The 21,443-nt window shown below is 65.5% G+C and carries 22 protein-coding genes; 19 read left to right on the top strand and 3 right to left on the bottom strand.

What is annotated here, in order from left to right; all coding sequences use genetic code 11:
• Positions 1–3: 3 nt before the first annotated feature.
• Both IE116_RS10405 and IE116_RS10400 read left to right on the top strand, forming a co-directional pair.
• Positions 4–1,014 carry a Bug family tripartite tricarboxylate transporter substrate binding protein gene (locus IE116_RS10405; protein ID WP_189612180.1) on the top strand — a complete coding sequence of 337 codons (1,011 nt, stop codon included), beginning with the start codon at positions 4–6 and terminating at the stop codon, positions 1,012–1,014.
• A gap of 132 nt (positions 1,015–1,146) precedes the next feature.
• Entirely contained in the window at positions 1,147–1,593 is a 447-nt protein-coding gene (locus IE116_RS10400; protein ID WP_189612178.1) for an SRPBCC family protein, read from the top strand.
• 4 nt (positions 1,594–1,597) lie between these two features.
• On the opposite strand, the gene IE116_RS10395 is transcribed toward IE116_RS10400, so the two are convergent.
• Positions 1,598–2,401, bottom strand: coding sequence for an IclR family transcriptional regulator (locus IE116_RS10395; RefSeq protein ID WP_189612176.1), 804 nt, complete (start codon positions 2,399–2,401; stop codon positions 1,598–1,600).
• Positions 2,402–2,528: 127 nt separating this feature from the next.
• Between IE116_RS10395 and IE116_RS10390 the strand changes: the two genes are divergently transcribed.
• From IE116_RS10390 to IE116_RS10345, 10 genes are all read left to right on the top strand, one after another.
• Entirely contained in the window at positions 2,529–3,590 is a 1,062-nt protein-coding gene (locus IE116_RS10390; protein ID WP_189612173.1) for a Rieske 2Fe-2S domain-containing protein, read from the top strand.
• Positions 3,587–4,153, top strand: coding sequence for an ureidoglycolate lyase (locus IE116_RS10385; RefSeq protein WP_229828092.1), 567 nt, complete (start codon positions 3,587–3,589; stop codon positions 4,151–4,153). The genes IE116_RS10390 and IE116_RS10385 overlap by 4 nt, the downstream gene beginning before the upstream one ends.
• 195 nt (positions 4,154–4,348) lie before the next feature.
• Positions 4,349–5,806 (top strand): UbiD family decarboxylase, encoded by a 1,458-nt coding sequence (locus IE116_RS10380; protein ID WP_189612171.1) that lies wholly within the window; start codon positions 4,349–4,351, stop codon positions 5,804–5,806.
• A 29-nt stretch (positions 5,807–5,835) separates the two neighbouring features.
• Positions 5,836–6,822, top strand: a complete 987-nt coding sequence (locus IE116_RS10375) for a tripartite tricarboxylate transporter substrate binding protein (RefSeq protein ID WP_229828091.1) — start codon at positions 5,836–5,838, stop codon at positions 6,820–6,822.
• Positions 6,823–6,979: 157 nt separating this feature from the next.
• Positions 6,980–7,810, top strand: coding sequence for an alpha/beta fold hydrolase (locus IE116_RS10370; RefSeq protein WP_189612169.1), 831 nt, complete (start codon positions 6,980–6,982; stop codon positions 7,808–7,810).
• A gap of 12 nt (positions 7,811–7,822) precedes the next feature.
• Positions 7,823–8,701: an FAD binding domain-containing protein gene (locus tag IE116_RS10365; protein WP_189612167.1), complete on the top strand. Its 879-nt coding sequence runs from the start codon at positions 7,823–7,825 to the stop codon at positions 8,699–8,701.
• Complete coding sequence (locus IE116_RS10360) at positions 8,698–10,998, top strand: xanthine dehydrogenase family protein molybdopterin-binding subunit (RefSeq protein ID WP_189612166.1); 2,301 nt, start codon at positions 8,698–8,700, stop codon at positions 10,996–10,998. The genes IE116_RS10365 and IE116_RS10360 overlap by 4 nt, the downstream gene beginning before the upstream one ends.
• Before the next feature lies 1 nt (position 10,999).
• Complete coding sequence (locus IE116_RS10355) at positions 11,000–11,497, top strand: (2Fe-2S)-binding protein (RefSeq protein ID WP_189612165.1); 498 nt, start codon at positions 11,000–11,002, stop codon at positions 11,495–11,497.
• Positions 11,497–12,048: an SRPBCC family protein gene (locus IE116_RS10350; protein ID WP_189612164.1), complete on the top strand. Its 552-nt coding sequence runs from the start codon at positions 11,497–11,499 to the stop codon at positions 12,046–12,048. Before IE116_RS10355 ends, IE116_RS10350 begins: the two co-directional genes overlap by 1 nt.
• Positions 12,045–12,425 carry a RidA family protein gene (locus IE116_RS10345; RefSeq protein ID WP_229828090.1) on the top strand — a complete coding sequence of 127 codons (381 nt, stop codon included), beginning with the start codon at positions 12,045–12,047 and terminating at the stop codon, positions 12,423–12,425. The genes IE116_RS10350 and IE116_RS10345 overlap by 4 nt, the downstream gene beginning before the upstream one ends.
• A gap of 6 nt (positions 12,426–12,431) precedes the next feature.
• On the opposite strand, the gene IE116_RS10340 is transcribed toward IE116_RS10345, so the two are convergent.
• Both IE116_RS10340 and gcvA read right to left on the bottom strand, forming a co-directional pair.
• Entirely contained in the window at positions 12,432–14,033 is a 1,602-nt protein-coding gene (locus IE116_RS10340) for a class I adenylate-forming enzyme family protein (protein WP_189612163.1), read from the bottom strand.
• A gap of 33 nt (positions 14,034–14,066) precedes the next feature.
• Positions 14,067–14,969 carry a transcriptional regulator GcvA gene (gcvA, locus tag IE116_RS10335; protein WP_189612162.1) on the bottom strand — a complete coding sequence of 301 codons (903 nt, stop codon included), beginning with the start codon at positions 14,967–14,969 and terminating at the stop codon, positions 14,067–14,069.
• 56 nt (positions 14,970–15,025) lie between these two features.
• Between gcvA and IE116_RS10330 the strand changes: the two genes are divergently transcribed.
• From IE116_RS10330 to IE116_RS10300, 7 genes are all read left to right on the top strand, one after another.
• The gene (locus IE116_RS10330; RefSeq protein WP_189614558.1) at positions 15,026–15,469 is read left to right on the top strand and encodes a PaaI family thioesterase; all 444 of its coding nucleotides are present in this window, start codon (positions 15,026–15,028) and stop codon (positions 15,467–15,469) included.
• Between the two features lie 189 nt (positions 15,470–15,658).
• A complete protein-coding gene (locus IE116_RS10325; RefSeq protein ID WP_189612161.1) occupies positions 15,659–16,669 on the top strand; it encodes a Bug family tripartite tricarboxylate transporter substrate binding protein in 1,011 nt (336 codons plus the stop codon).
• Between the two features lie 141 nt (positions 16,670–16,810).
• Complete coding sequence (locus tag IE116_RS10320) at positions 16,811–17,584, top strand: ABC transporter ATP-binding protein (RefSeq protein WP_189612160.1); 774 nt, start codon at positions 16,811–16,813, stop codon at positions 17,582–17,584.
• Entirely contained in the window at positions 17,581–18,294 is a 714-nt protein-coding gene (locus IE116_RS10315) for an ABC transporter ATP-binding protein (RefSeq protein WP_189612159.1), read from the top strand. Before IE116_RS10320 ends, IE116_RS10315 begins: the two co-directional genes overlap by 4 nt.
• Positions 18,295–18,324: 30 nt before the next feature.
• Entirely contained in the window at positions 18,325–19,542 is a 1,218-nt protein-coding gene (locus IE116_RS10310) for an ABC transporter substrate-binding protein (RefSeq protein WP_189612158.1), read from the top strand.
• Positions 19,539–20,426: a branched-chain amino acid ABC transporter permease gene (locus IE116_RS10305; protein ID WP_189612156.1), complete on the top strand. Its 888-nt coding sequence runs from the start codon at positions 19,539–19,541 to the stop codon at positions 20,424–20,426. Before IE116_RS10310 ends, IE116_RS10305 begins: the two co-directional genes overlap by 4 nt.
• Positions 20,423–21,412 carry a branched-chain amino acid ABC transporter permease gene (locus IE116_RS10300; RefSeq protein ID WP_189612154.1) on the top strand — a complete coding sequence of 330 codons (990 nt, stop codon included), beginning with the start codon at positions 20,423–20,425 and terminating at the stop codon, positions 21,410–21,412. The genes IE116_RS10305 and IE116_RS10300 overlap by 4 nt, the downstream gene beginning before the upstream one ends.
• The last annotated feature ends 31 nt before the right edge of the window (positions 21,413–21,443 follow it).

Genomic DNA, 21,443 nt, shown 5'->3' with positions numbered 1-21,443 from the left:
CCGATGTCCCGTCCACGTACGATCGAAGCGGTGTCCGTCCGGCGCCGTCGGGTGGCGCTGTCCCTGGCCGCCGCGGCCCTGCTGCCCGGCGCCACGCTGGCCGCCGAATCCGGACCGGCCACGTTTCCGGACAAACCCGTGCGCTTCGTCGTGCCGGTGTCTGCCGGCGGCAGCACCGACAAGATCGCGCGCGTCATCGCCGAAAAGCTGGCGGTCCATTGGGGCCAGCCGGTGCTGGTCGAGAACATCACGGGCGCGGGCGGCACGATCGGCGCGGCGCGGGTGGCACGGTCCAAGCCCGACGGCTACACCCTGTTGCTGCACAGCGATGCCGTGGTGCTGAACCTGGCCATGTATGCCAAGCCGTCCTACACGCTCGACGACTTGTCGGGCGTGATCCGCGCGATCGTCAATCCGCAGGTGCTGGTCGTCAAACCGTCGCTGGGGATCAAGACCTTCCAGGAATACGTGGCGCTGGCAAGACAGAAGCCGGGTGAGGTCAGCGTGGCCTTGCCCACCAGCGGCGGCATCGCGCACATCGCCCATGAAATGGTTCGGCAACGCCTGGGCATCCAGGTCAACTACATCCCCTACGCAGGTGGAGCGCCAGCGGCGACCGACGTCATGGGCGGCCATGTCGATGCGACCATCATCACGGCCGCGGCGGTCACGGAGTACATCAAGGCCGGACGCCTGGTTCCGCTGGCGGTGACGACGTCCTACCGGTCCCCCGCGATGCCGGAGGTCCCGACCATTGCCGAAGTGGCCGTGCCGGGCTTCGATGTCGAAAGCTGGCAGGGCATTCTTGCGCCGGCGGGCACGCCCCGGCAGATCGTTGAGAAAATCAACCGGGACGTGGCCGCGGTGCTGGCGCAGCCCGATGTGCGCAAGTCGGTCGAAAGCCAGGGCTATGGCATCTCGGGTGGCACGCCGCAGCAGTTCGACGCCGCGCTGCGCGACGACTACGCACGGTATTCCAAGGTCATCAAGTCATCGGGCATCACGCTGCAATAGTCGACCCTGTCGTCCATGTCGTCCATGTCGTCCATGTCGTCCATCTCGTCCGCGCAGGGCGACATGTCGATTGCGATGGCTGATAATCGTCGTCCAGGCAGAGGGCTGTCCTCTTTCAACAGGATGATGATCATGACAACGACAACGGTTCGCTTCCACCGGGTACTGAAGTCCACGCCCGACCGCGTGTATCGCGCCTTTCTCGATCCCGATGCCCTGGTCAAGTGGCTGCCGCCGCATGGCTTCACGGCCAGGCTGCACGAGCAGGACGCCAAGGTGGGCGGCACCTATCGGATGTCGTTCACCAACTTCGGCACGGGCGCGAGCCACAGCTTTGGCGGCGAATACCTGGAACTCGTGCCCGGTGAACGTCTGCGCTATACCGGCGTCTTCGATGATCCCAACCTGCCAGGCGTCATGCAGACCACCGTCACGCTGCGCCCGGTTTTGTGCGGCGTGGATGTGGACATCGTCCAGGAAGGCATCCCCGCCATCATCCCGGCCGAGATGTGTCACCTTGGATGGCAAGAGTCGTTGGTGATGCTGGCGCAGCTGGTGGAGCCTGAGATTCCGGGCTAGGACATCATCGGGGGAACCGGCTTCCCGGCGTGCCCAGCAATTCCCACACCCCTGCGAGTTCCTTGGCGGCGGCGATCATCTGGCCACCCAAGCCAGGCAGCCGTTCGAGCGGCATCCGCAGGCTGGGCCCGGCGATGCTGACGGCTGCCACCGCGCGAGGCGCCGGCACCATTGTCACGAGTACCGGCGCAGCGACAGCACTCAGGCCGGGTTCGATATCGTCCATGGTGACGGCGTAGCCTTCCGCGCGGCAGGCGGCCAGGTCGCGCTGCAGGCGCGCCAGGCGCACCGGCTTTCGCGATGATCCGCTTTCCGTCGACGGCTGGACACGTCGTTGCGCAAGCACCCGCGTCATGACGTCGTCGGTCTGATGCGCCAGCCAGGCCTTGCCGGCAGCGGTCAGGTGCGGGACTGCCTGGTGTCCGGCCATCGGGTCGACTCGCAGCTGTGCACGCGATCCTTGTGCATTGGCGATCCAGGCCAGCTTGCCATCTTCGACTTCGACGGCCAGCCGGATCAGTTCGCCGGTCGCGTTCGCATACCGGTCCAGCACCGGCTGCACCACCGCGTGGAACGATGACCCGGACAGCAGCCGCAAACCCAGCGACGCGAACTTCAGGCTCAGGCGATAACCCCGCGTTGCAGGATCCTGTTCGACCAGGGCGCGGGCGTGCATCAACGCCAGGATGCGGTGCGCGCCGCTTGCAGGCATGCCCAATTCCTGTGCGACATCGGTGACGGCAATCGCCGAATTGCGATCTGCGAGCAACTCGATGATGTCGAAGACGCGGTCCAGCGACTGCTTCATGGCGTGCCTGGTCAGGAAGTCCAAGGAGAAGTTCGACCTTATCACGCTGATGGGAATTCATCGCATATGGAATGGCATTCCGATTGCTTAAAGTGTGTCAGCACCCTAACCATCGCGGAGGTCGCCCATGGACTTGATGACACATCCGGTATTTCGCCGGTTCTGGTACCCCACCCATTCGCTGACGGCCTTGGCCGACGGCCCACAGGCCTTCACCCTGTTGGGTGAAGATCTGGTGGTGTGGGTCGATGAGGCCGGCAAGCCCGCCGCGACCCGCGACCGTTGTCCGCACCGGTCGGCGCGGTTGTCGGTGGACAGCGTGGTCGTCGACGGCAACATCCGTTGCGGCTATCACGGCTGGCAGTTTGCGGCCGACGGCATGTGCAAGGTCATTCCGCAGCTGCCGGGCGATGTGCCGAAGAACGCGCGCAACTGCGTCAAGAGCTACCGCTGCGAGGCGCGTTACGGCTTTGCCTGGGTGTGTCTGGACACGCCCCTGGCCGGCATTCCCGAGATCCGGCATGCCGACGATCCGGCCTATCGGCAGGTGTTCGAGTATGAGGAGTACTGGGACGCGAACATGCTGCGGGTGGGAGAAAACGCGCTGGACGTTGCGCACATCAGCTTCGTGCATCGCGGCACCTTCGGCAACGAAGCGCGCCCGGCTGCGCCCGAGCTGGAACTGGTGCCCCTTGAAGGCGGCGTCAACTTCCGCTGCCGGGTGCCGGTGGCGAACCATGAATTGCAGCAGAAGAATCTGCAGATCGCCGCGGGCGAGACGGTACGGATCGTGGATATCCGCTGGCTGTCGCCCTGTACCTTCATTTTGCACTTCACCTATCCCAACGGATTGGTCCACCAGATCTGCGGCTTTGCCACACCCATCCACAGTGGCCGCATCCGCCGCATCCAGTTCGCGCTGCGCAACGATCGCGAAGAGGACGCACCGGCCGAAGACGTCGCCCGGTTCGATCGGACAGTGGCCGTGGAAGACCGCCGGATCCTGGAAAGCTGCGGGTCGAACTATCCGCTGGAGGTGTCCGAGGAAGCGCACATGCGCCTGGATCGGCCCGGGCTGGCCATGCGCGAGTATGTGAAGGCGCTCATTCTTGAGCACGATCCGAATGCGGAGGTGCTGCGTGACGAGCTGGCACGGGCGCGCGCGGCTGCCCTGGAGAACGCGGCATGACGACCGATTCGATGGAAGGCCCGGCACCCTTGCTGCCGCCACGAGCAGAGCCGCCGCTGCGGCCACTGCAGGTCGAACCGCTGGATCCCTCGGCATTCCTGCCTTACGGCCAGGTGATGGCGGAAGGCGAAGACGGCGTGCCTTTCGGCCCCGATGATGCGCAGCTCTTGCTCGACCGCGGCATCCCGCGCTTCTACGTGATGCGACTGGATCATCGGCCCTGGGAAGCGACGCGTTTGACGCGGCATCAGCAGGTCACCCAGTGCCTGGCGTCGGTGGGCGGAACGCCGTGGTGCCTGGTGGTCGCGCCGCCGTCCAGCCCTGCGGCCGATACCCCGGCCCTGTCCGACATCCGGGCCTTCCTGATCCCGGGCAACGTCGCGGTCATGCTCAAGGTCGGCACCTGGCATGCCGGACCCTACTTCGAGGGCGCCACCGCCTCCTTCTTCAATCTTGAACTGTCGGACACCAATGTGGTGGATCATGACAACCTGTCGCTGGTCGCGACCTGCGGAGCGGGCCTGTCATTTGCGACCGGCAACGCACCGAATCATCCGGCCTGACGCCCCCTCGCCAGGCTACCCGCCGCTCGTCCTGCCCGGAATATCAGGATGAGCGAATTTCATGCAGGCCATGAAAAGCTATCGTTTGCCCAAGGTCCGGCCGCGGTCCTATGGTGTGCCCTGACAGCGTTGCCGCAATGATGCAGCGCACGTGCGGGGCAACAGGCTCCGCCCACCATAACGATGAGACCTGTCATGACCTCTGCCGCGGATGCCCATCCCCTGGACCTGCGCGCCTGGCTCGCCCATGTGCGCGAGTTTGGCGAACTGACGGAAGTGAGCGGTGCGCACTGGAACCTGGAACTGGGCGCGATCAGTGAACTGAACGTCAAGAAGGCCGTGCCCCACGCATTGCTATTCGATGACATTCCGGATTACTCGCCCGGCTTTCGGGTGCTGACCTGCAGCACCAGCAGTCCCACGCGGCTGTCGTCCTTGCTGCGGCTGGACCTGCAGCGCTCGCACGGCGGCCTGGTCGAGACCTTGCGTGGCCGGCCCCGGCAGTGGCAGGCCGCCGCCGCCCAGTTCAACCCGGTCACGGTGGACGACGGCCCGGTGTTCGAGAACACCGACACCGACGAGGCCGTCGACCTGTTCAAGTTTCCGTCGCCGCTGTGGCACGAGAAGGACGGCGGCCGGTACATCGGCACGGGCTGCATGGTGGTGACGCGCGACCTGGATTCGGAGTGGGTCAATGTCGGCACCTATCGGGTGATGGTGCACGATCGCAACCATGTCGGCCTGGACATGATCCCCGGCAAGCACGGCGCGATCCAGTACGACAAGTACATGAAGGCGGGCAAGCCGTTTCCGGTCGCGATCGTGGTGGGCTGCGATCCGCTTGGCTATCTGATCTCGGGCATCGAAGTGCCGTTCGGCATGTGCGAGTACAACTACATCGGCGCGATCCTGGGCAAACCGGTCGAGGTGGTGAATGCGCCGCTGACCGGCCTGCCGATCCCGTCGCATGCAGAGATCGTGATCGAGGGCTGGGCGCATCCGGGCGACGAACGGATCGAAGGGCCGTTTGGCGAATTCCACGGCTACTACCCGGGCAAGGCGGCGACCGCGCCGGTGGTGACGATCGAGCGCATCTACTACCGCAACCGTCCCATTCTGCTGGGCAGCCCGCCTGCCAAGCCGCCGAACGACTATTCCTATTCCAAGGCCGTGATGCGGTCGGCGCTGCTGATGGACGCCTTGCAGGCGGCCGGCGTGCCCGACGTGGCGGCGCTGTGGGCGCACGAAATCGGCGGTGCGCGCATGTTCAATGTGGTGGCGATCCGGCAGCGTTACGCCGGGCATGCGCGACAGGCCGGACACATATTGAGCCAGTGCGGCGTTGGCGCATATATGTCCCGCTATTCGGTGGTCGTTGACGAAGACATCGATCCGTCGAACCTGCAGGAGGTGATGTGGGCCGTGGCTACGCGCACCGATCCGGACATCGATATCGACATCATCAAACGCGGCATGGGATCGAAGAACGACCCCATGTCCATCGCCTACACCACGTCAGCGCCGCTGACGTCCAAGGCGATCATCGACGCCTGCCGTCCCTACGACTTCCTGGCCCAGTTTCCGGCGGTGGCCGAAGCCAGCAAGGAACTGCAGCAGCAGGTTCTGGCCAAGTGGCACCACGTGCTGGGCTGATCGCCCGGCCGCATCTCAAAGGAAGCGTTATGCGCAACACACTGCACGCCGCGTGCGCGGCTCTGCTCGCCTATGGCATGTCGGCGGCGCCCGCCGCGTGGGCCCAGTCGGGGGCTGACAGCAACTGGCCGACCCGGCCCATCACCATGGTGGTGCCGTTCCCGCCCGGCGGCGTCAACGACACCGTGGCCCGTCCGGTGGCCGAAGCCATGGGCCGCGCGCTCAAGCAGCCGGTCATCGTCGAAAACCGTGGCGGCGCGGGAGGCGGCGTGGGCATTGCCCATGCGGCCAAGTCCACGCCCGATGGCTACACGATCCTGATGGCCTTGCCGTCGATTTCCATCATTCCCGAAGCCGACAAACTGTCGGGCCGGCCGCCCATGTATCAGGTCAACCAGGTCACCCCGGTGGCGCGATTCACAGCCGACCCGACGGTGCTGGCGGTGCGTGCGGATGCGCCCTGGAAAAACCTGGCCGACTTCGTGGCCGACGCCAAGAAGCGGGAGATCAGCTATGGATCGTCGGGCACCTACGGCACGCTGCATATCTTCATGGAAGCCTTTCGCGCCCAGGCCGACCTGAAGATGCAGCACGTTCCGTATACCGGGGCAGGGCCAGCGCTGATCGGGCTGATGGGCGGCCAGGTCGATGCCATGGCGGTATCGCCGGCGTCGGTGTCGCCGCACGTGAAGTCCGGACGCGTGAAGATCCTGGCGCATTGGGGCGAAGGCCGCCTGCAATCGATGCCTGATGTGCCGAGCCTGACCGAGTCGGGTTACCCGGTGGAATTTGCGCAATGGTCAGGGCTGTTCGTGCCGACCGGTACGCCGCCGGCGGTGATCGAGAAGTTACGTGTCGCCGCCAAGGCCGCCGCCGAGGACGAGAAGGTCAACAAGGTGATCGAAGGCGCCGGCATCCCGGTCATGTACCTGGACACCGCCGAGTTCAAGAAGTACTGGGCCGCCGATGCCGAAAAGCTGACGCGTGCCGTCCTGAAGGTGGGCAAGGTCGACTGACGCCAGGCCATGCCGTGGCGGCATGAAACCCATTCATGCCGCCCATGAGAAATGATCGTTTGCCGCAGCGCGCGCAGCGCTCGCATCATGGGATCACCCTGGCGGCCACACTGCCCGCAGTGGCCCCTTATTTCGGCCCATGAACCTCGAGACCCTGATGACATCCCGACTTCAACACGACAGCGAGACCGGTACCGTCACCACGCGCGACGGCACGTCGATTGCTTTTACCCATTACCTTAATGAGCAGGCGCCGGCGCGGCTGCTGCTCGTGCATTCGCTGGCCATGGATCGCCATTTCTGGGATCCGGTGGTGGCCCTGCTCGCCGACGAGGCCAGCATCGTTGCGGTCGACGCGCGGGGCCATGGCCAATCGGACAAGCCCGGCACGCCGTTTACGGTAGAGCTGTTTGCGCAGGACATGAAAGAGGTGGTGGATGCACTGCAATGGACTGACGTGGTGATTGCGGGGGCGTCGATGGGGGGCTGTGTCGCCTTGCAGTTTGCGGCGGACAACCCCGACCTGACGCGGGGCGCCGGCCTGATCGACACCACCGCCTGGTACGGTGAAACCGCGCCGGCCGACTGGAATGCCCGCGCCGAACGGGGACTGAAAGAAGGCCTGGGGGCCTTGCTCGATTTCCAGAAGACCCGCTGGTTCAGCGACCGCTTCCGCGACGAACACCCCGAGGTCGTGCAGCGCTGCATCGATACCTTCCTGCGCAACGACGTGCAGGCCTTCGCGGCCACCTGCCGCATGCTCGGCGCCTATGACGGCCGCACGCAGCTGGGCAAGATCACCGCGCCGACTGCGGTCGTGGTGGGCGAGGAAGACTATGCCGCGACGCCGGCCATGGCCCGCGTGATGCACGAGGGCATTCCCCATTCGACCCTGACCGAGATCCCGGCTGCGCGTCACCTGACGCCGCTCGAGACCCCGGAGATCATTGCCGACCACCTGCGCCGCCTGCTTGGCGCGCGCGCCTGACAGGACGACTGTATGGCTCCCTTTGAATTCGTGGTTCCGACCACTCTGCCCGAGGCGATCGCGCTGCTCGATCCCGATGACCCGGGCGTGCGGCCGGTGGGCGGCGCGACCGCGGTCATGCTGATGATGAAAGCCGGCGTGCTGCAGCTGACCCGCATGGTCAGCCTGCGCCGTCTGGAAGCGACCCATTCGCAGGTGTCGGTCGGCGCTGACGGACATCTGCAGATCGGCGGTTTTGCGACGCTGTCCAGCCTGGAACATTCGCCGGTCGTCCAGGAAGGCTGGCCGGTGCTGACGCGCACGTTCAAGACGCTGTCGAACATTCGTGTCCGCAACGTGGCCACCCTGGGCGGCAACCTGGCACACGGTGATCCGCACATGGACATGCCACCCGTATTGAGCGCGCTCAATGCCAGCGTGGTGCTGACCGGCCCCGCCGGTGAACGCACCGTGAAAGTCGAAGACCTGTACACCGGGTATTACGAAACCGTGGTCAGGCGCGACGAACTGATCACCCGCATCATGGTGCCGCCGCAAGGCCGTCAGCATGCTGCGTATATGAAGGTGACGACGCGCGCCGCGCACGATTGGCCCGCGCTGGGCGTGGCCGTGGTGCTGGACATGGCGGGCGACTCGGTCAATGGCGCGAGCCTGATCGTGGGGGCAGCCACCGACCGGCCCACCCGGCTGACCGACGCCGAGGCCATGCTGCGCGGCGAAGCCCTGACGGATGAGCTGCTGCGCGCTGCCGGCGACAGCGCCGCCCGCCAGCTGGACATCGTGGGCGACGCACACGGATCGGCCGCCTACAAGAAACAGTTGCTGCGGGTGTATCTGGGCCGGGCGATCCGCAAGGCAATCGCCGCCTCTGACAGCAAGGAGCATGCATGAACGCCAATGACGCAATGACGCGGGAGACCCGTCAGGTCGGCCGGTCCCTCGGGCGGCTGGAAGCGCGCAGCAAGGTCACGGGCCGCGCCGAATACATCCACAACCTGGTGCTGCCGCGCATGCTGCACGCCAAGATCCTGCGCAGCCCGGTGGCGCATGCGCACCTGCGCGGCATCGATACGTCGGCCGCGCGTGCGATGCCCGGCGTGCATGCCGTGATCACGTCCGAAGACGTGCTGCGCATCATCCCGGAGCCGTACTTCGGTCCTGCCTTTCACGACCAGCCGATTCTGGCGATCGGCAAGGTGCATTACGTGGGCGAGCCGGTGGCGGTGGTGCTGGCCGATGATCCGCATGTGGCCGAAGCGGCGCTGCACCTGATCGTCGTGGATTACGACGAATTGCCCGCCGTGTTCGACGAGGTCGAGGCCTGGTCGCCCGACGTGGTCGTGCATGACCGGCTCAAGCCCGCGGGCACCTTTCCTGACCTGAAGCACCTGAAAGGCCGCACGCAGACCAACGTCGCGCTGGATTTCCGGGTGCGCAAGGGCGATGTGGCCAAGGCCTTTGCCGAAGCCGATCATGTGTTCGAGCACACCTTCCGCACGCAGCAGGTCATGCATACGCCGCTGGAACCGATGATCAGCGTGGCCGAGCCCTTTGACGATGCGATCACGCTGCATACGGCATCACAAAGTCCGTCGTTCGTGCGCATCGAGATTGCCCGCCTGCTGGGCTGGCCCGAGAACCGGGTGCGCGTGCGCACCGGCATCCTCGGCGGCGGTTTCGGAGCCAAGCTGTACATCAAGCTCGAAGCCCTGGCCGCGGCGCTGGCCTTGCTGGTGCGCCGTCCGGTGCGGGTGGCGCTGACGATGGAAGAACAGTTCTTCACGATCACCAAGCACGCCACGACCTTCCGCATGAAGACGGCGGTGACCAACGAGGGCCAGATCACGGGCCGCGAATGCGAGGTGTGGTGGAACGGCGGCGCGGTGGCCGACATCGGTCCGCGCGTGACGCAGAAGTCGGGCTTTACGGCGACCGGCCCGTACGAGATCGACAACGTCAGCATCGATTCCTATGCGGTCTACACGAATCTGCCGCCGGCCGGCGCCTTCCGGGGCTTCGGTATACCGCAGATGGTGTGGGCCTACGAAAGCCAGGCCGACATGATCGCGCGAGCGCTGAAGATGGACCCGGTCGCGTTCCGCCGCAAGAACCTGCTGCGCGAGGGCCGTGCCCACCCGACCGGCACCATCATGCACGACGCCGCGCTGACGCTGTGCCTGGACCGGATTGCCGACCGCATGAAGTGGGATGCGCCGTTCGATCGCGGCACGCCCAAGCTGCGCCGCGGACGCGGGATCGGCATCGGCTTCAAGGCCTGTGTCGCGCCGACCACATCGGTTGCGATCGTCAACCTGTCGGCCGATGGCAGTTGCATCGTGTATTCCAGCACCGTCGACATGGGGCAGGGGTCGGACACCGCCATCGCGATGATGGCCGGCGACGTGCTGGGCATTCCGGCCGAGACCATCAAGGTGATCCACCCGGATACCGACGTCACGCCCTACGACATGGCCACGCTGGGATCACGCTCCACCTTCCACATGGGCCATGCCGTGCGCCTGGCCGCCGAGGACGCGAAGGCAAACCTTGAAGCACTGGCGCTGCAGGTCGGCTTGCCCGCCACGGCAACCGCCGCGCAAGTGCTGCCCAAGAAATACGGGATGCAGGCCGGCAACATTGTGGGGGTGGGCAGCTATATCCCGACCTACAAGTCTCCGGATCACGACACCGGTCAGTCCGAAAACATCACCCCGAACTGGATGGTGGGCGCGTGCGGCGTCGAAATCGAAGTCGATACCGAAACCGGCCAGCTGAAAGTGATCCGCTTCGAAAACGTGGTGGATTGCGGCACGGCGATCAACCCGCTGGTGGTCGACACGCAGATCTCGGGCGCCGCCATCATGCAGCTGGGCAGCGCGCTGCTCGAAGACATGGAGTTCGATGAACAGGGCCAACTGCGCAATGCCTCGTTCTCGGAATACAAGATCCCGGGCATCCACGACATTCCGCATGTGATCGGCCGCGAGATCGCCGATGCCTATCAGACCAACGGGCCGTTCGGCGCCAAGGGCGTGGGTGAAAGCGCCACGTTCGGCGTCGCCTCGGCCATCGCCGAAGCGATCGAAGATGCCGTGGGCGTGCGCCTGACGTCGCTGCCGCTGCGCCCCGAAGCGGTCTACCGCGCGATGGCGGCGGCACGCAACGAACCCCTATCCGACGAGGAATGACATGAGTGCGACATCCACCGTGATTCACTTCGTGCTGAACGCCCAGCCGGTGTCAGTCGAAGTCGAGACCAATGAAACCCTGCTGGAAGTCGTGCGTGACCGGTACGCGCTCGTAGGCTGCCGCGAAAGCTGTGGCCAGGGACTGTGCGGGTGCTGCACGCTGATCGTGGACGGCCAGAGCGTGTCGGGCTGTCTGTATCCGGCGCCCTTTGCCGACGGCACGGAAGTCACGACGGTCGAGCATCTGGATGCCTCGGGCACGCTGGACCCGGTCCAGGAAGCCTTCATCCAGTGCGGCGCCTTCCAGTGCGGCTTTTGCACGTCGGGCTTCATCCTGATGAGCCGCGAACTGCTGGACCGCAACCCGGACCCGTCCGAAGACGAGATCCGCAATGCGCTGTCGGGTAACCTATGCCGCTGCGGCGCCTATCCCGAAATCATCAAGGCCGTTCAACTGGCCGCGACACTGCGGCGCGCCACCCTCGAGGAAGTGCACTGATGGAACTCAAAGGCGAACAGATCCTTGCCCTGCCGCGCGAGCAGGTGTGGGACGCACTGAACGATCCGGCAGTGCTCAAGCAGTGCGTGCCCGGTTGCGACACGTTCGAGCCCGACGGCGACAATGCCTACAAGGTCGTGATGACGGCGTCGGTCGGTCCGGTCAAGGCGCGCTTCAACGGCGCGCTGACCCTGTCGGATATCGAGCCCCCGGTGTCGTACAAGCTGGCGTTCACGGGTTCGGGCGGCGCGGCGGGATTCGGCAAGGGCAGTGCGCAGGTGGCGCTGGCCGAGGTCGAGGCGGGCACGTCGCTGACCTATTCCGTCCAGGCGCAGGTGGGCGGCAAGCTGGCCCAGGTCGGCGCGCGGCTCATCGACGGCGTGGCCAAGAAGATGGCTGACGAATTCTTCACGCGGTTTTCAAAGGTGGTTGCCGCGCCGCCCGAGTCCGGGGCGCACGCCCAGGCCGCGGACGGCACGGCACCGCAAGCCCAGGCCGACGCACCAGCCGATCCGGCGGCAAAGCCGTCGCGGTGGTGGTCGCGGTCATGACACAACGAGGAACCATGGACTTCATCAAGAGCGACAAGGTACCCGCCCCGGGCGGCCACTATTCCCAGGCCGTGCACGCCAATGGCGTGGTGTACGTGTCGGGCGTGCTGCCCGGCGACACGATCAAGGAAGACTTCGAGGCCCAGGTGCGCGAAGTGCTGACCCGCTGCACGCACGTGCTCGAAGCCGCGGGCTGCCAATTGACCGACGTGGCGCAGTGCACCGCCTACATCGTCGGCACCGCGCACTGGCCGCACTTCAACCGCATCTATGCCGAGGTGTTCGGTGACCACCGCCCGGCTCGCGCCGTGGTGCCGGTGCCCGAGCTGCACTACGGAGCCCTGGTCGAAGTGCAGATGGTCGCGCATCGCCCATAACGATCCTTAGTCCAGGTCGTCTTGCGGGGTATCACCCTGCGTCGCCGTCCACCACAAGGCCTTGAGCCGGTCGCGCAGCAGCTTGCCCCGGTCGCTGCGCGGCAGGGCATCGACCACGATGATTTCCTTGGGCGTCTTCTCATTCGGCAGCCGGGCGGCGGCATAGGCAAGCAGCGCGTCGGCATCGAACGGCGCCGTCGGTGACGGCACGACGAAGCCGACGACCTCCTGCCCGAAGATCGCATCGGGCCGGCCCATTGCGGCGGCATCGATCGCCCCTGGAAACGACAGCAGGACATCTTCGATTTCCTGCGGCAGCATCTTCACCCCGCCACGGATGATCAGGTCGTCGCTGCGGCCCACGATGCGCAGAAAGCCGGCGTCGTCTTCGACGGCCACGTCGCGTGTCCGGTAGGGGACGCCGCGGATCGGCAGCAGCTTGCCGTCCATGGTCCACTGGCCGATCGCCAACTGGATGCCGGACGCAACGATCTGGCCTTCCTCGCCTGCTGCGCAGGGCAGGCCATCCACGTCCACGATGCGGACGTCGGCATGCAAGGCGCGCTGCCCCACGGTGCCGATGGTGTGCCGGCCCGGACGATTGCCGGCCACCCATCCCGTTTCGGATGACCCATACAGGTTCATGAGGGGCACGCCGAAACGCGCCTCGAAGCGTTGCCATTGCACGGGCGACAGGGGGCCGGTGCTGCTCGTCATGATGCGCAGGCACCCCAGGTCGGGGGCGTCGGCGCTGCGGTCGTCCGCCAGCAGGATGTTGATGACCGCCGGCACGGCGGCGCATCCGGTCATGCCATGCGCGGCAATCCAGTGCGGAAAACGGCTGCGCGAAAAGCGCCTGGCCACGTGCAACGTCATGCCGGTCTGCAGGAAGGGAAGCAGGCTGAGGATCTGCGCCGAATACCAGTTGAAGGACCGGAACTCCAGCCATCGGTCGTCTGCCGACAGGTTCAGGAAGTCGATGCCCGACAGGCCGTTGAACCAGTAGGCAGCGTGGTCGTACACGATGATCTTGGGCAGGCCGGTGGTGCCCGACGTGCAGCACATCGCGGCCAGATCGTCCGGCCCTGGGGCCGGCGGCAAGGGTGTTGCGCCAGCACCCGGCGCGGCCATGATCTGCGCCAGGTCGATCGGCCCGGTGTCCGGCAACGCATCGGGCGCACCACCCGGCGGCGTCCCCCGACCCCAGGCCACCACACGATCGCGCCAGGGCGCCGGCAGCGCATCGACCCGCGTCTCGTGACTGCACAGCAGCCGCACGGGATCGATCGCCGCGAGCAGGGGCACGGTTGCCGCCGCCCCGATGAATGTCAGGTCGACCGGACAGACCACCGCGCCGATCCGCCATGCGCCCAACCACATCAGCAGCTTGTCCAGACCGTTGTCACCGACAAGCATCACCCGGTCGCCGCGCCGCACGCCCAGGTCGACCAACCGAGCAGCAATCGCATCGACCGCCCCGGCCAGGGTGTCGAAACCGATACGGGCACCCGTGTCGACATCGACGATCGCAGGCTTGGCGCCGAAGCGCTGCCTGTGCGCGTCCAGCAGGCGATCGAGCGGCGTGAAGGGCAGGGCGGGCGCGGTCATGGCAGCGGATACGCCACACGCGTTGCCAGCGTGTCAGGTCGCATGGCTGAAATACGACAGCGCCCAGTCACGAAAGGCTTGCACCTTGTCCTGCTTGCTCTTGGACGTGGGCGAGGTGACGTAGTAGCTGGAACTGGAACTGACCCGCACATCGAAGGGCTCGACCAGCTGGCCTCGCGCCAGGTCGCGATCGATCAGCGGCGTGCGGCCGATGGCGATGCCCACCCCTTCCACCGCAGCCGACAACGACGTCAATTGCAGATGGAAGACCGACTCGCCATGAAACTCGGCATGCGGCAGGCCGGCGGCTTCCAGCCACTTGGGCCAGTCGTCCTGATACATGGAATAGAAATAGGTGCGGACCTGCCGCAGCGCCTTCAGCACCTCGACAGGCGGGCGGCCCTGCAATGCGTCGAGCAGGCGCGGCGCACAGACCGGAAAGAACTGTTCGGTGTGCAGCAGGTCGGCCCGTACCGACGGCCAGCGGCCCGACCCATAACGGATGGCGACGTCGTAGGTATTGCGTTCGAACTCATCGAACGTGGCGCTGGTCGCCAGATGCACGGTGATGTCCGGATGCCGGTCCTGGAAGTCGGGCAGCGCGGGGATCAGGCAGGTCGTTGCGTAGGTGGGCAGGCAGGTCACCGTCAGGACGGTGTTGGTCTTGTTCTTGCGCGTGCGTTCGGTGGCCAGCGACAGCACCGAAATCGCATCGTTGACCGACACCAGGTATTCGCGCGCCGCCGGTGTCAATGACAGCGCATTGCGCACCCGCACAAACAGCTTGGTGCCCAGCCGGTCTTCCAGCGTCTTGATCTGATGGCTGATGGCCGTCTGCGTCAGTTCCAGTTCCTGCGCGGCCCGGGTAAAGCTCAGGTGGCGCGCGGCCGCTTCGAACGCGAGCAGGCTCTGGAGGGAGGGCAGGTACGGTCTCATGGGCGATCGGTATGCGACTCTGGACGTGGGATGCGACAGTATGCATCATCGTTGCGATGCACAACCATCCTGCGTTTATCATCCATTCCGGCCTCACCCATTCATCTTGCGAGCATGTCGTGGACAATCCTTTTCTTGAACTGCTGAACGTTGAGCACACGGTCTGGCGCGAAGGCTACTCGGAGTTCGAGATGGCGATCACGCCGGCCGTCCTGAACCGCCAGCGCGTGCTGCAAGGCGGCGTGATCTCGACCCTGCTCGACGCGGCCTGCGGCTATTCCGGGCTCTACAGTCCGGACGCCGACACGCCGATCCACGGCTTTACCCTGTCGCTCACCATGAATTTCCTGGACAAGGGGCTGGGCGAGCGCATCACCGCCAAGGGCTATCTTGAACGCAAGGGCAAGTCGGTGTTCTTTGCGCGGGGCGAAGCGTGGGTCGACTCCCGCATCCTGATTGCCACGGCGCTGGGCACCTTCAAGTACGTGCGCAGCCGCTAGCCGCTCGCGTCCTCCCCTGTCGTTGTTCCCCCTGCGATGGCCCATGAAAACGGTTCATCGGCCCCATGAGAAATGATCGTTTGCGGCGCCCGTGCGTGCGTCCGATGATGCGCCCCAAGAGACCGTGCCGACCGGCGCGGCCTGTCCGGGCGCAGACCCGGCCATCGACACAGACAAGGGAGCACGGGGATGACACGCAGCATGCTGGGGCGCTTGGGCGCGAAGCTGGGATTGGGTCTGGGGCTGGCGTTGGGATCGGCCCTGGGATGCGCCACCGCCATCGCGCAGACGCCTGCCGCGAGTTACCCGACGCGGCCGATCCGGGTGGTCGTGCCGTTTGCGCCGGGCGGCGTGGTGGACGTCACGGCGCGGCTGCTGGCGCAGAAGATGACGGAGCGGCTTGGCTGGCAGGTGGTCGTGGAAAATCGCCCGGGCGGCAATGGCTTCATTGCCGTCACGCAAGTCGCCAAGGCGCCTGCCGACGGCTACACCCTGCTCATGGCGCACACCGGCGAGTTCGCGGTGAACCCGGCCATGTTTCCGAACATTCCCTATGACCTGAAGCGCGACTTCACGGCCATCACCATGGTCAACGACACGCCCATGCTGCTGGTCGCCAACAGCTCCGCGCCCTTCAACACCTTCCCGGAAATGCTCGCCGCCGCGCGGCAGGCGCCGGGCACCATTGCCTATTCGTCGCCGGGCAACGGCAGCATCAATCATCTGGCGGGCGAGTGGATCGCGCTCGAAGGCGGCGTCAAGCTCCTGCACATTCCGTACAAGGGCGGCTCGCCGGCCGTCGCGGCGGTCGCCGCCGGCGAGGTCCCCTTGGGCGTCGTGGCCGTACCCGCCATCCTGCCGCACCTGAAGTCCGGGCGCATCAAGGTGATCGGCCTGACCACCGCCAAACGCTCGCCCATCCATCCGGAATGGATCACCGCGCAGGAAGCGGGCATCAAGAATGTGGATGCGTCGAACTGGGTCGGCCTGTTCGCACCCAAGGACGTTCCGGCCGCCATCGTGCAGACCTTGCACCGCGAAGTCGCGGCCACGCTGGCGCTGGACGACGTCAAGAAGCGCTTTGCCGAGAATGGCGCCGAGACCGGGGGCATGGCGTCGGCCGAATTCCTGGCGCGTATCGATGCCGATGCGGCACGGGTGCGCGAGGTCGTGCAAAAGGCGCAGATCAAGCCAGAGTAATACCGCGTCCCGACCCGGGCGGCCGCAGGCCGCACCCGGGTCGGGCGTTATCGCAGGGGAGGGCGCTCGGGCAAACACCTATGCTCTAACGGCATGGATTTCCTCCACAATGGATCCACCCGACCCTGTGACCTGCGCCCCATGAGTGATCTGATACTGGAAACGCAGTCCCTGACCAAAGCCTTCAAAGGCTTCGTCGCTGTCAGCGACGTGAACCTGAAGGTGCGCCGCGGCAGCATCCATGCACTGATCGGGCCCAATGGCGCCGGTAAAACCACCTGCTTCAACCTGCTCACCAAATTCCTGCCACCCACGTCCGGACGCATCCTGTTCAACGGGGATGACATCACGCGGGAACGCCCGGCCCAGGTGGCTCGGCGCGGCATCGTCCGTTCCTTCCAGATTTCGGCGGTTTTCCCGCACCTGACGGCGCTCGAAAACGTGCGCATCGGGCTGCAGCGCGCGACCGGCGAGTCCTATCGTTTCTGGCGCAGCGAACAGCGCCTGACCCGGCTGGATCCGCGCGCCCGCGAACTGCTGGCTGACGTCGACCTGTCATCGTTCGCCGATACGCTGGCGGTCAACCTGCCGTATGGCCGCAAGCGTGCGCTGGAAATCGCGACCACGCTGGCCATGGAACCGGAGTTGATGCTGCTCGATGAACCCACGCAAGGCATGGGGCACGAAGACGTCGACCGGGTCACGCAACTGATCAAGCAGGTCAGCGCCGGCCGCACCATTCTGATGGTCGAACACAACATGAAGGTCATTGCGTCGATCGCCGACACCATTACCGTGCTGTCGCGCGGCGCGGTGCTGGCCGAAGGCACCTACGATGTCGTGTCGCGCAATCCCGAAGTCATGCAGGCGTATATGGGCACGACCGACACCGAGCTCGAAGGGGCGCACGCATGACCGCCGCCCTGAAGCTGCAGGGGCTCAATGCCTGGTACGGCGAGTCGCACATCCTGCATGGCGTCGATCTGGAAGTGCAGCGCGGTGAAGTCGTCACCCTGCTGGGCCGCAACGGCGCAGGCCGCACGACCACGTTGCGCGCCGTGCTGGGCCTGACCGGTTCCCGCAAGGGCTCGGTCAAGATCCATGGCGTGGAAGCCATCGACATGCCGACGCACCGGATCGCGCATCTGGGCGTGGGCTACTGCCCCGAAGAACGGGGCATCTTTTCCTCGTTGACCTGCCAGGAAAACCTGATGCTGCCGCCGCCGCTGGCGCGGGCCGAGCAGGGCAGCGCGATGTCGATCGAAGACATCTACGCGATGTTTCCGAACCTGTACGAGCGGCGGGATTCGCCTGGCACCCGCCTGTCGGGCGGCGAGCAGCAGATGCTGGCCGTCGCGCGCATCTTGCGCACCGGCGCGAACCTGCTGCTGCTGGACGAGATCTCGGAAGGGCTCGCCCCCGTGATCGTGCAGACCCTGGCGCGCATGATCGTCGCGCTCAAGGCGCGGGGCTACACCATCGTGATGGTCGAACAGAATTTCCGTTTCGCGGCGCCGCTGGCCGATCGCTTCTATGTGATGGAGCATGGCGGCATTGTCGAGACTTTCGCGGCATCCGAGCTGGCCGCCCGGCAGGATACGCTGCATCAATTGTTGGGCGTCTGACCCGCTTTTCCACATGACTGGAGACACACCATGAAGACCCGCATCCTTGCCGCCCTGGCGGCGACCGGACTTGCCCTTGGCGCTCCTGCGCAGGCACAGGCGCCCAAGATCTCCAACGACACGATCAAGATCGGCTTCATCACGGACGGGTCCAGCGTGTACGCCGACATCGACGGGCCGGCGGGCGCCGAGGCAATCCGCATGGCGATTGCCGATGCGGGCGGCCAGATCAACGGCAAGAAGATCGAACTGCTGTACGCCGACCACCAGAACAAGCCGGACGTGGCCTCGGCCCGGGCGCGCGAATGGTTCGACCAGCAGGGCGTGGACATGCTGATCGGCGGCACCAACTCGGCGGCGGCACTGGCCATGGCCAAGATCGCGACCGAAAAGAAGAAGCCCTACATCGTGATCGGCGCCGGATCGTCGCGCCTGACCAATGAAGACTGCTCGCCCTACATCGTCCACTACGCCTACGACACCGTCGCGCTGGCGCGCGGCACCGGATCGGCCGTGGTGGCCCAGGGCGGCAAGAGCTGGTATTTCCTGACCGCCGACTACGCCTTCGGCCATTCGCTCGAAGCCGACACCAGCACGGTGGTCAAGGCCAACGGCGGCCAGGTGCTCGGCGCGATCCGCGCACCGCTGGCCTCGTCGGACTTTTCGTCCTTCCTGCTGCAGGCGCAGTCGTCCAAGGCGCAGGTGCTGGGCCTGGCGAATGCGGGCGGCGACTTCATCAACTCGGTCAAGGCCGCGAATGAATTCGGCCTGACCAAGACCATGAAGCTGGCCGGACTGCTGGTGTTCATCAACGATATCCACACCCTGGGCCTGCAGGCCACGCAGGGCCTGTACCTGACCGATGGCTGGTACTGGGACCAGAACGCCGATTCGCGCGCCTGGGCGGCCAAGTTCGAACAGAAGGTCAAGCGCAAGCCATCGTCGCTGCAGGCGGCCGACTACTCGGCGGCGTCGCTGTTCCTGAACGCGGTCAAGGCCACGGGCACCGATGACGGCGACGAAGTCATGAAGTGGTTCAAGTCGAACAAGGTCAATGACATGTTCGCCAAGGGCGGCACCATCCGCGCCGACGGCCGCATGGTCTATGACATGTACCTGTTCCAGGTGAAGACGCCGGCCGAATCGAAGGCGCCTTGGGACTACTACAAGGTGGCGCAGACGCTGCCCGGCGACAAGGTCTACACGACGCCGGCTGAATCCAAGTGCTCGCTCATGAAGAAGTCATGACAGACATTTTCGGCATTCCGATCCAGGCCCTGCTCGGGCAACTGCTGCTTGGCCTGGTGAACGGCTCGTTCTACGCCGTGCTCTCGCTCGGCCTGGCGGTCATCTTCGGCTTGCTGAACGTGATCAATTTTGCGCACGGTGCGCTGTACATGGTCGGGGCCTTTGCCGCCTGGATGGGGCTGACCTATTTCGGGATCAACTACTGGGCCATGCTGGTCCTGGCTCCGCTGGTGGTGGGCCTGCTCGGCATCGTGATCGAAAAGACGATGCTGCGCTGGCTCTACCGGCTCGACCACGTGTATGGACTGCTGTTGACCTTCGGGCTGACCTTGCTGCTTGAAGGCCTGTTCCGCAGTTTCTTCGGTGTGTCGGGGCTGTCCTATCCGGTGCCCGATCTGTTGCGGGGCGCAACCAATCTGGGCTTCATGGTGTTGCCCAACTACCGGGCCTGGGTGGTGGTGGCGTCACTGGTCGTCTGCCTGGCCACCTGGTTTGTGATCGAGCGCACCAAGCTCGGCGCCTACCTGCGCGCCGGCACCGAAAACCCGCGGCTGGTCGAAGCCTTCGGGATCAACGTGCCGCTCATGGTCACGCTTACCTACGGGTTTGGCGTGGCGCTGGCCGGCTTTGCGGGCGTGCTGGCCGCGCCGATCCTGCAGGTATCGCCGCTCATGGGCACCAACCTCATCATCACGGTGTTTGCGGTGGTGGTGATCGGCGGCATGGGCTCCATTCTGGGCGCGATCCTGACCGGGCTCGGGCTGGGCGTGGTGGAAGGGCTGACCAAGGTGTTCTATCCGGAAGCGTCGAGCACCGTCGTGTTCGTGCTGATGGTGCTGGTGTTGCTTACCCGGCCCGCGGGCCTTTTCGGGAAAACCAAATGAACCGGCGCCTTGTGGCCTGCGTCGTGCTGGTGGTCATTGCCGGCATGCTGCCGCTGTTGAACGTGTATCCGATCTTCGTCATGAAGGTCATGTGTTATGCGCTGTTTGCGTGCGCCTTCAACCTGCTGATGGGGTACACGGGCCTGCTGTCATTTGGCCATGCGGCCTTTCTGGGCAGCGCGGCCTATGCCACGGGCTATGCACTCAAGACCTGGGGGCTGCCGACGGAACTCGGCATCCTGTTCGGCGTGGCGGTCGCGGCGGCGGTGGGCTATGTGATGGGCGCACTGGCGATCCGGCGCAGCGGCATCTACTTTTCGATGATCACGCTGGCCCTGGCGCAGATGCTGTACTTCTTCTTCCTGCAGGCGCCGTTCACCGGCGGGGAAGATGGCCTGCAATCGATTCCGCGTGGCACGCTGCTCGGGATCGTTGACCTGAGCAACGATCTGTCGCTGTACTACGTCGTGCTCGGGATCTTCGTACTCGGGCTGGCCATCATCTATCGCACGGTGCATTCGCCATTCGGCCAGGTGCTCAAGGCCATCCGCGAAAACGAACCGCGGGCGATCTCGCTGGGCTATGACGTGGACCGGTTCAAGCTGCTGGCCTTCGTGCTGTCGGCGGCGCTGGCTGGGCTGGCAGGGTCGACCAAGGCCGTCATTTTCGTGTCGGCCACGCTCAGCGACGCGGTGTGGCAGGTGTCGGGCCTGGTAATCCTGATGACGCTGATCGGCGGCATGGGGACGCTGATCGGGCCGATCATCGGCGCCTTCATCATCGTGCTGCTGGAAAACAAGGTGGGTGAGTTCGGCACGTCACTGGCGCGGATGACGGGAGTGGAATGGTTTGCTGGACTGGGCGAGTCGGTCACGATCGTGACCGGCCTCATTTTCGTGGTGTGCGTGCTGGCTTTCCGGCGAGGGATCGTCGGCGAACTGGGGGCGTTCATTGCGCGGCGGCGGGGGCAGTCCGCGGCGCATTGATCGCCGCGTTCTGCCGCGTCCGGCGCTCAGG

Origin of the sequence: Pigmentiphaga litoralis, from assembly GCF_014651835.1 — a bacterium.
GTDB lineage: Bacteria > Pseudomonadota > Gammaproteobacteria > Burkholderiales > Burkholderiaceae_B > Pigmentiphaga > Pigmentiphaga litoralis.
This window is presented reverse-complemented; position numbering and strand designations above follow the sequence as displayed.

Coding starts and splice junctions, on each gene's coding strand:
- IE116_RS10380 (WP_189612171.1), top strand. CDS start 4,349: ATGACCTCTGCCGCGGATGCCCATCCCCTGGACCTGCGCGCCTGGCTC.
- IE116_RS10300 (WP_189612154.1), top strand. CDS start 20,423: ATGAACCGGCGCCTTGTGGCCTGCGTCGTGCTGGTGGTCATTGCCGGC.
- IE116_RS10350 (WP_189612164.1), top strand. CDS start 11,497: ATGGAACTCAAAGGCGAACAGATCCTTGCCCTGCCGCGCGAGCAGGTG.
- IE116_RS10385 (WP_229828092.1), top strand. CDS start 3,587: ATGACGACCGATTCGATGGAAGGCCCGGCACCCTTGCTGCCGCCACGA.
- IE116_RS10370 (WP_189612169.1), top strand. CDS start 6,980: ATGACATCCCGACTTCAACACGACAGCGAGACCGGTACCGTCACCACG.
- IE116_RS10360 (WP_189612166.1), top strand. CDS start 8,698: ATGAACGCCAATGACGCAATGACGCGGGAGACCCGTCAGGTCGGCCGG.
- IE116_RS10355 (WP_189612165.1), top strand. CDS start 11,000: ATGAGTGCGACATCCACCGTGATTCACTTCGTGCTGAACGCCCAGCCG.
- IE116_RS10400 (WP_189612178.1), top strand. CDS start 1,147: ATGACAACGACAACGGTTCGCTTCCACCGGGTACTGAAGTCCACGCCC.
- IE116_RS10375 (WP_229828091.1), top strand. CDS start 5,836: ATGCGCAACACACTGCACGCCGCGTGCGCGGCTCTGCTCGCCTATGGC.
- IE116_RS10330 (WP_189614558.1), top strand. CDS start 15,026: ATGCACAACCATCCTGCGTTTATCATCCATTCCGGCCTCACCCATTCA.
- IE116_RS10345 (WP_229828090.1), top strand. CDS start 12,045: ATGACACAACGAGGAACCATGGACTTCATCAAGAGCGACAAGGTACCC.
- gcvA (WP_189612162.1), bottom strand. CDS start 14,969: ATGAGACCGTACCTGCCCTCCCTCCAGAGCCTGCTCGCGTTCGAAGCG.
- IE116_RS10395 (WP_189612176.1), bottom strand. CDS start 2,401: ATGAAGCAGTCGCTGGACCGCGTCTTCGACATCATCGAGTTGCTCGCA.
- IE116_RS10405 (WP_189612180.1), top strand. CDS start 4: ATGTCCCGTCCACGTACGATCGAAGCGGTGTCCGTCCGGCGCCGTCGG.
- IE116_RS10325 (WP_189612161.1), top strand. CDS start 15,659: ATGACACGCAGCATGCTGGGGCGCTTGGGCGCGAAGCTGGGATTGGGT.
- IE116_RS10315 (WP_189612159.1), top strand. CDS start 17,581: ATGACCGCCGCCCTGAAGCTGCAGGGGCTCAATGCCTGGTACGGCGAG.
- IE116_RS10310 (WP_189612158.1), top strand. CDS start 18,325: ATGAAGACCCGCATCCTTGCCGCCCTGGCGGCGACCGGACTTGCCCTT.
- IE116_RS10390 (WP_189612173.1), top strand. CDS start 2,529: ATGGACTTGATGACACATCCGGTATTTCGCCGGTTCTGGTACCCCACC.
- IE116_RS10340 (WP_189612163.1), bottom strand. CDS start 14,033: ATGACCGCGCCCGCCCTGCCCTTCACGCCGCTCGATCGCCTGCTGGAC.
- IE116_RS10305 (WP_189612156.1), top strand. CDS start 19,539: ATGACAGACATTTTCGGCATTCCGATCCAGGCCCTGCTCGGGCAACTG.
- IE116_RS10365 (WP_189612167.1), top strand. CDS start 7,823: ATGGCTCCCTTTGAATTCGTGGTTCCGACCACTCTGCCCGAGGCGATC.
- IE116_RS10320 (WP_189612160.1), top strand. CDS start 16,811: ATGAGTGATCTGATACTGGAAACGCAGTCCCTGACCAAAGCCTTCAAA.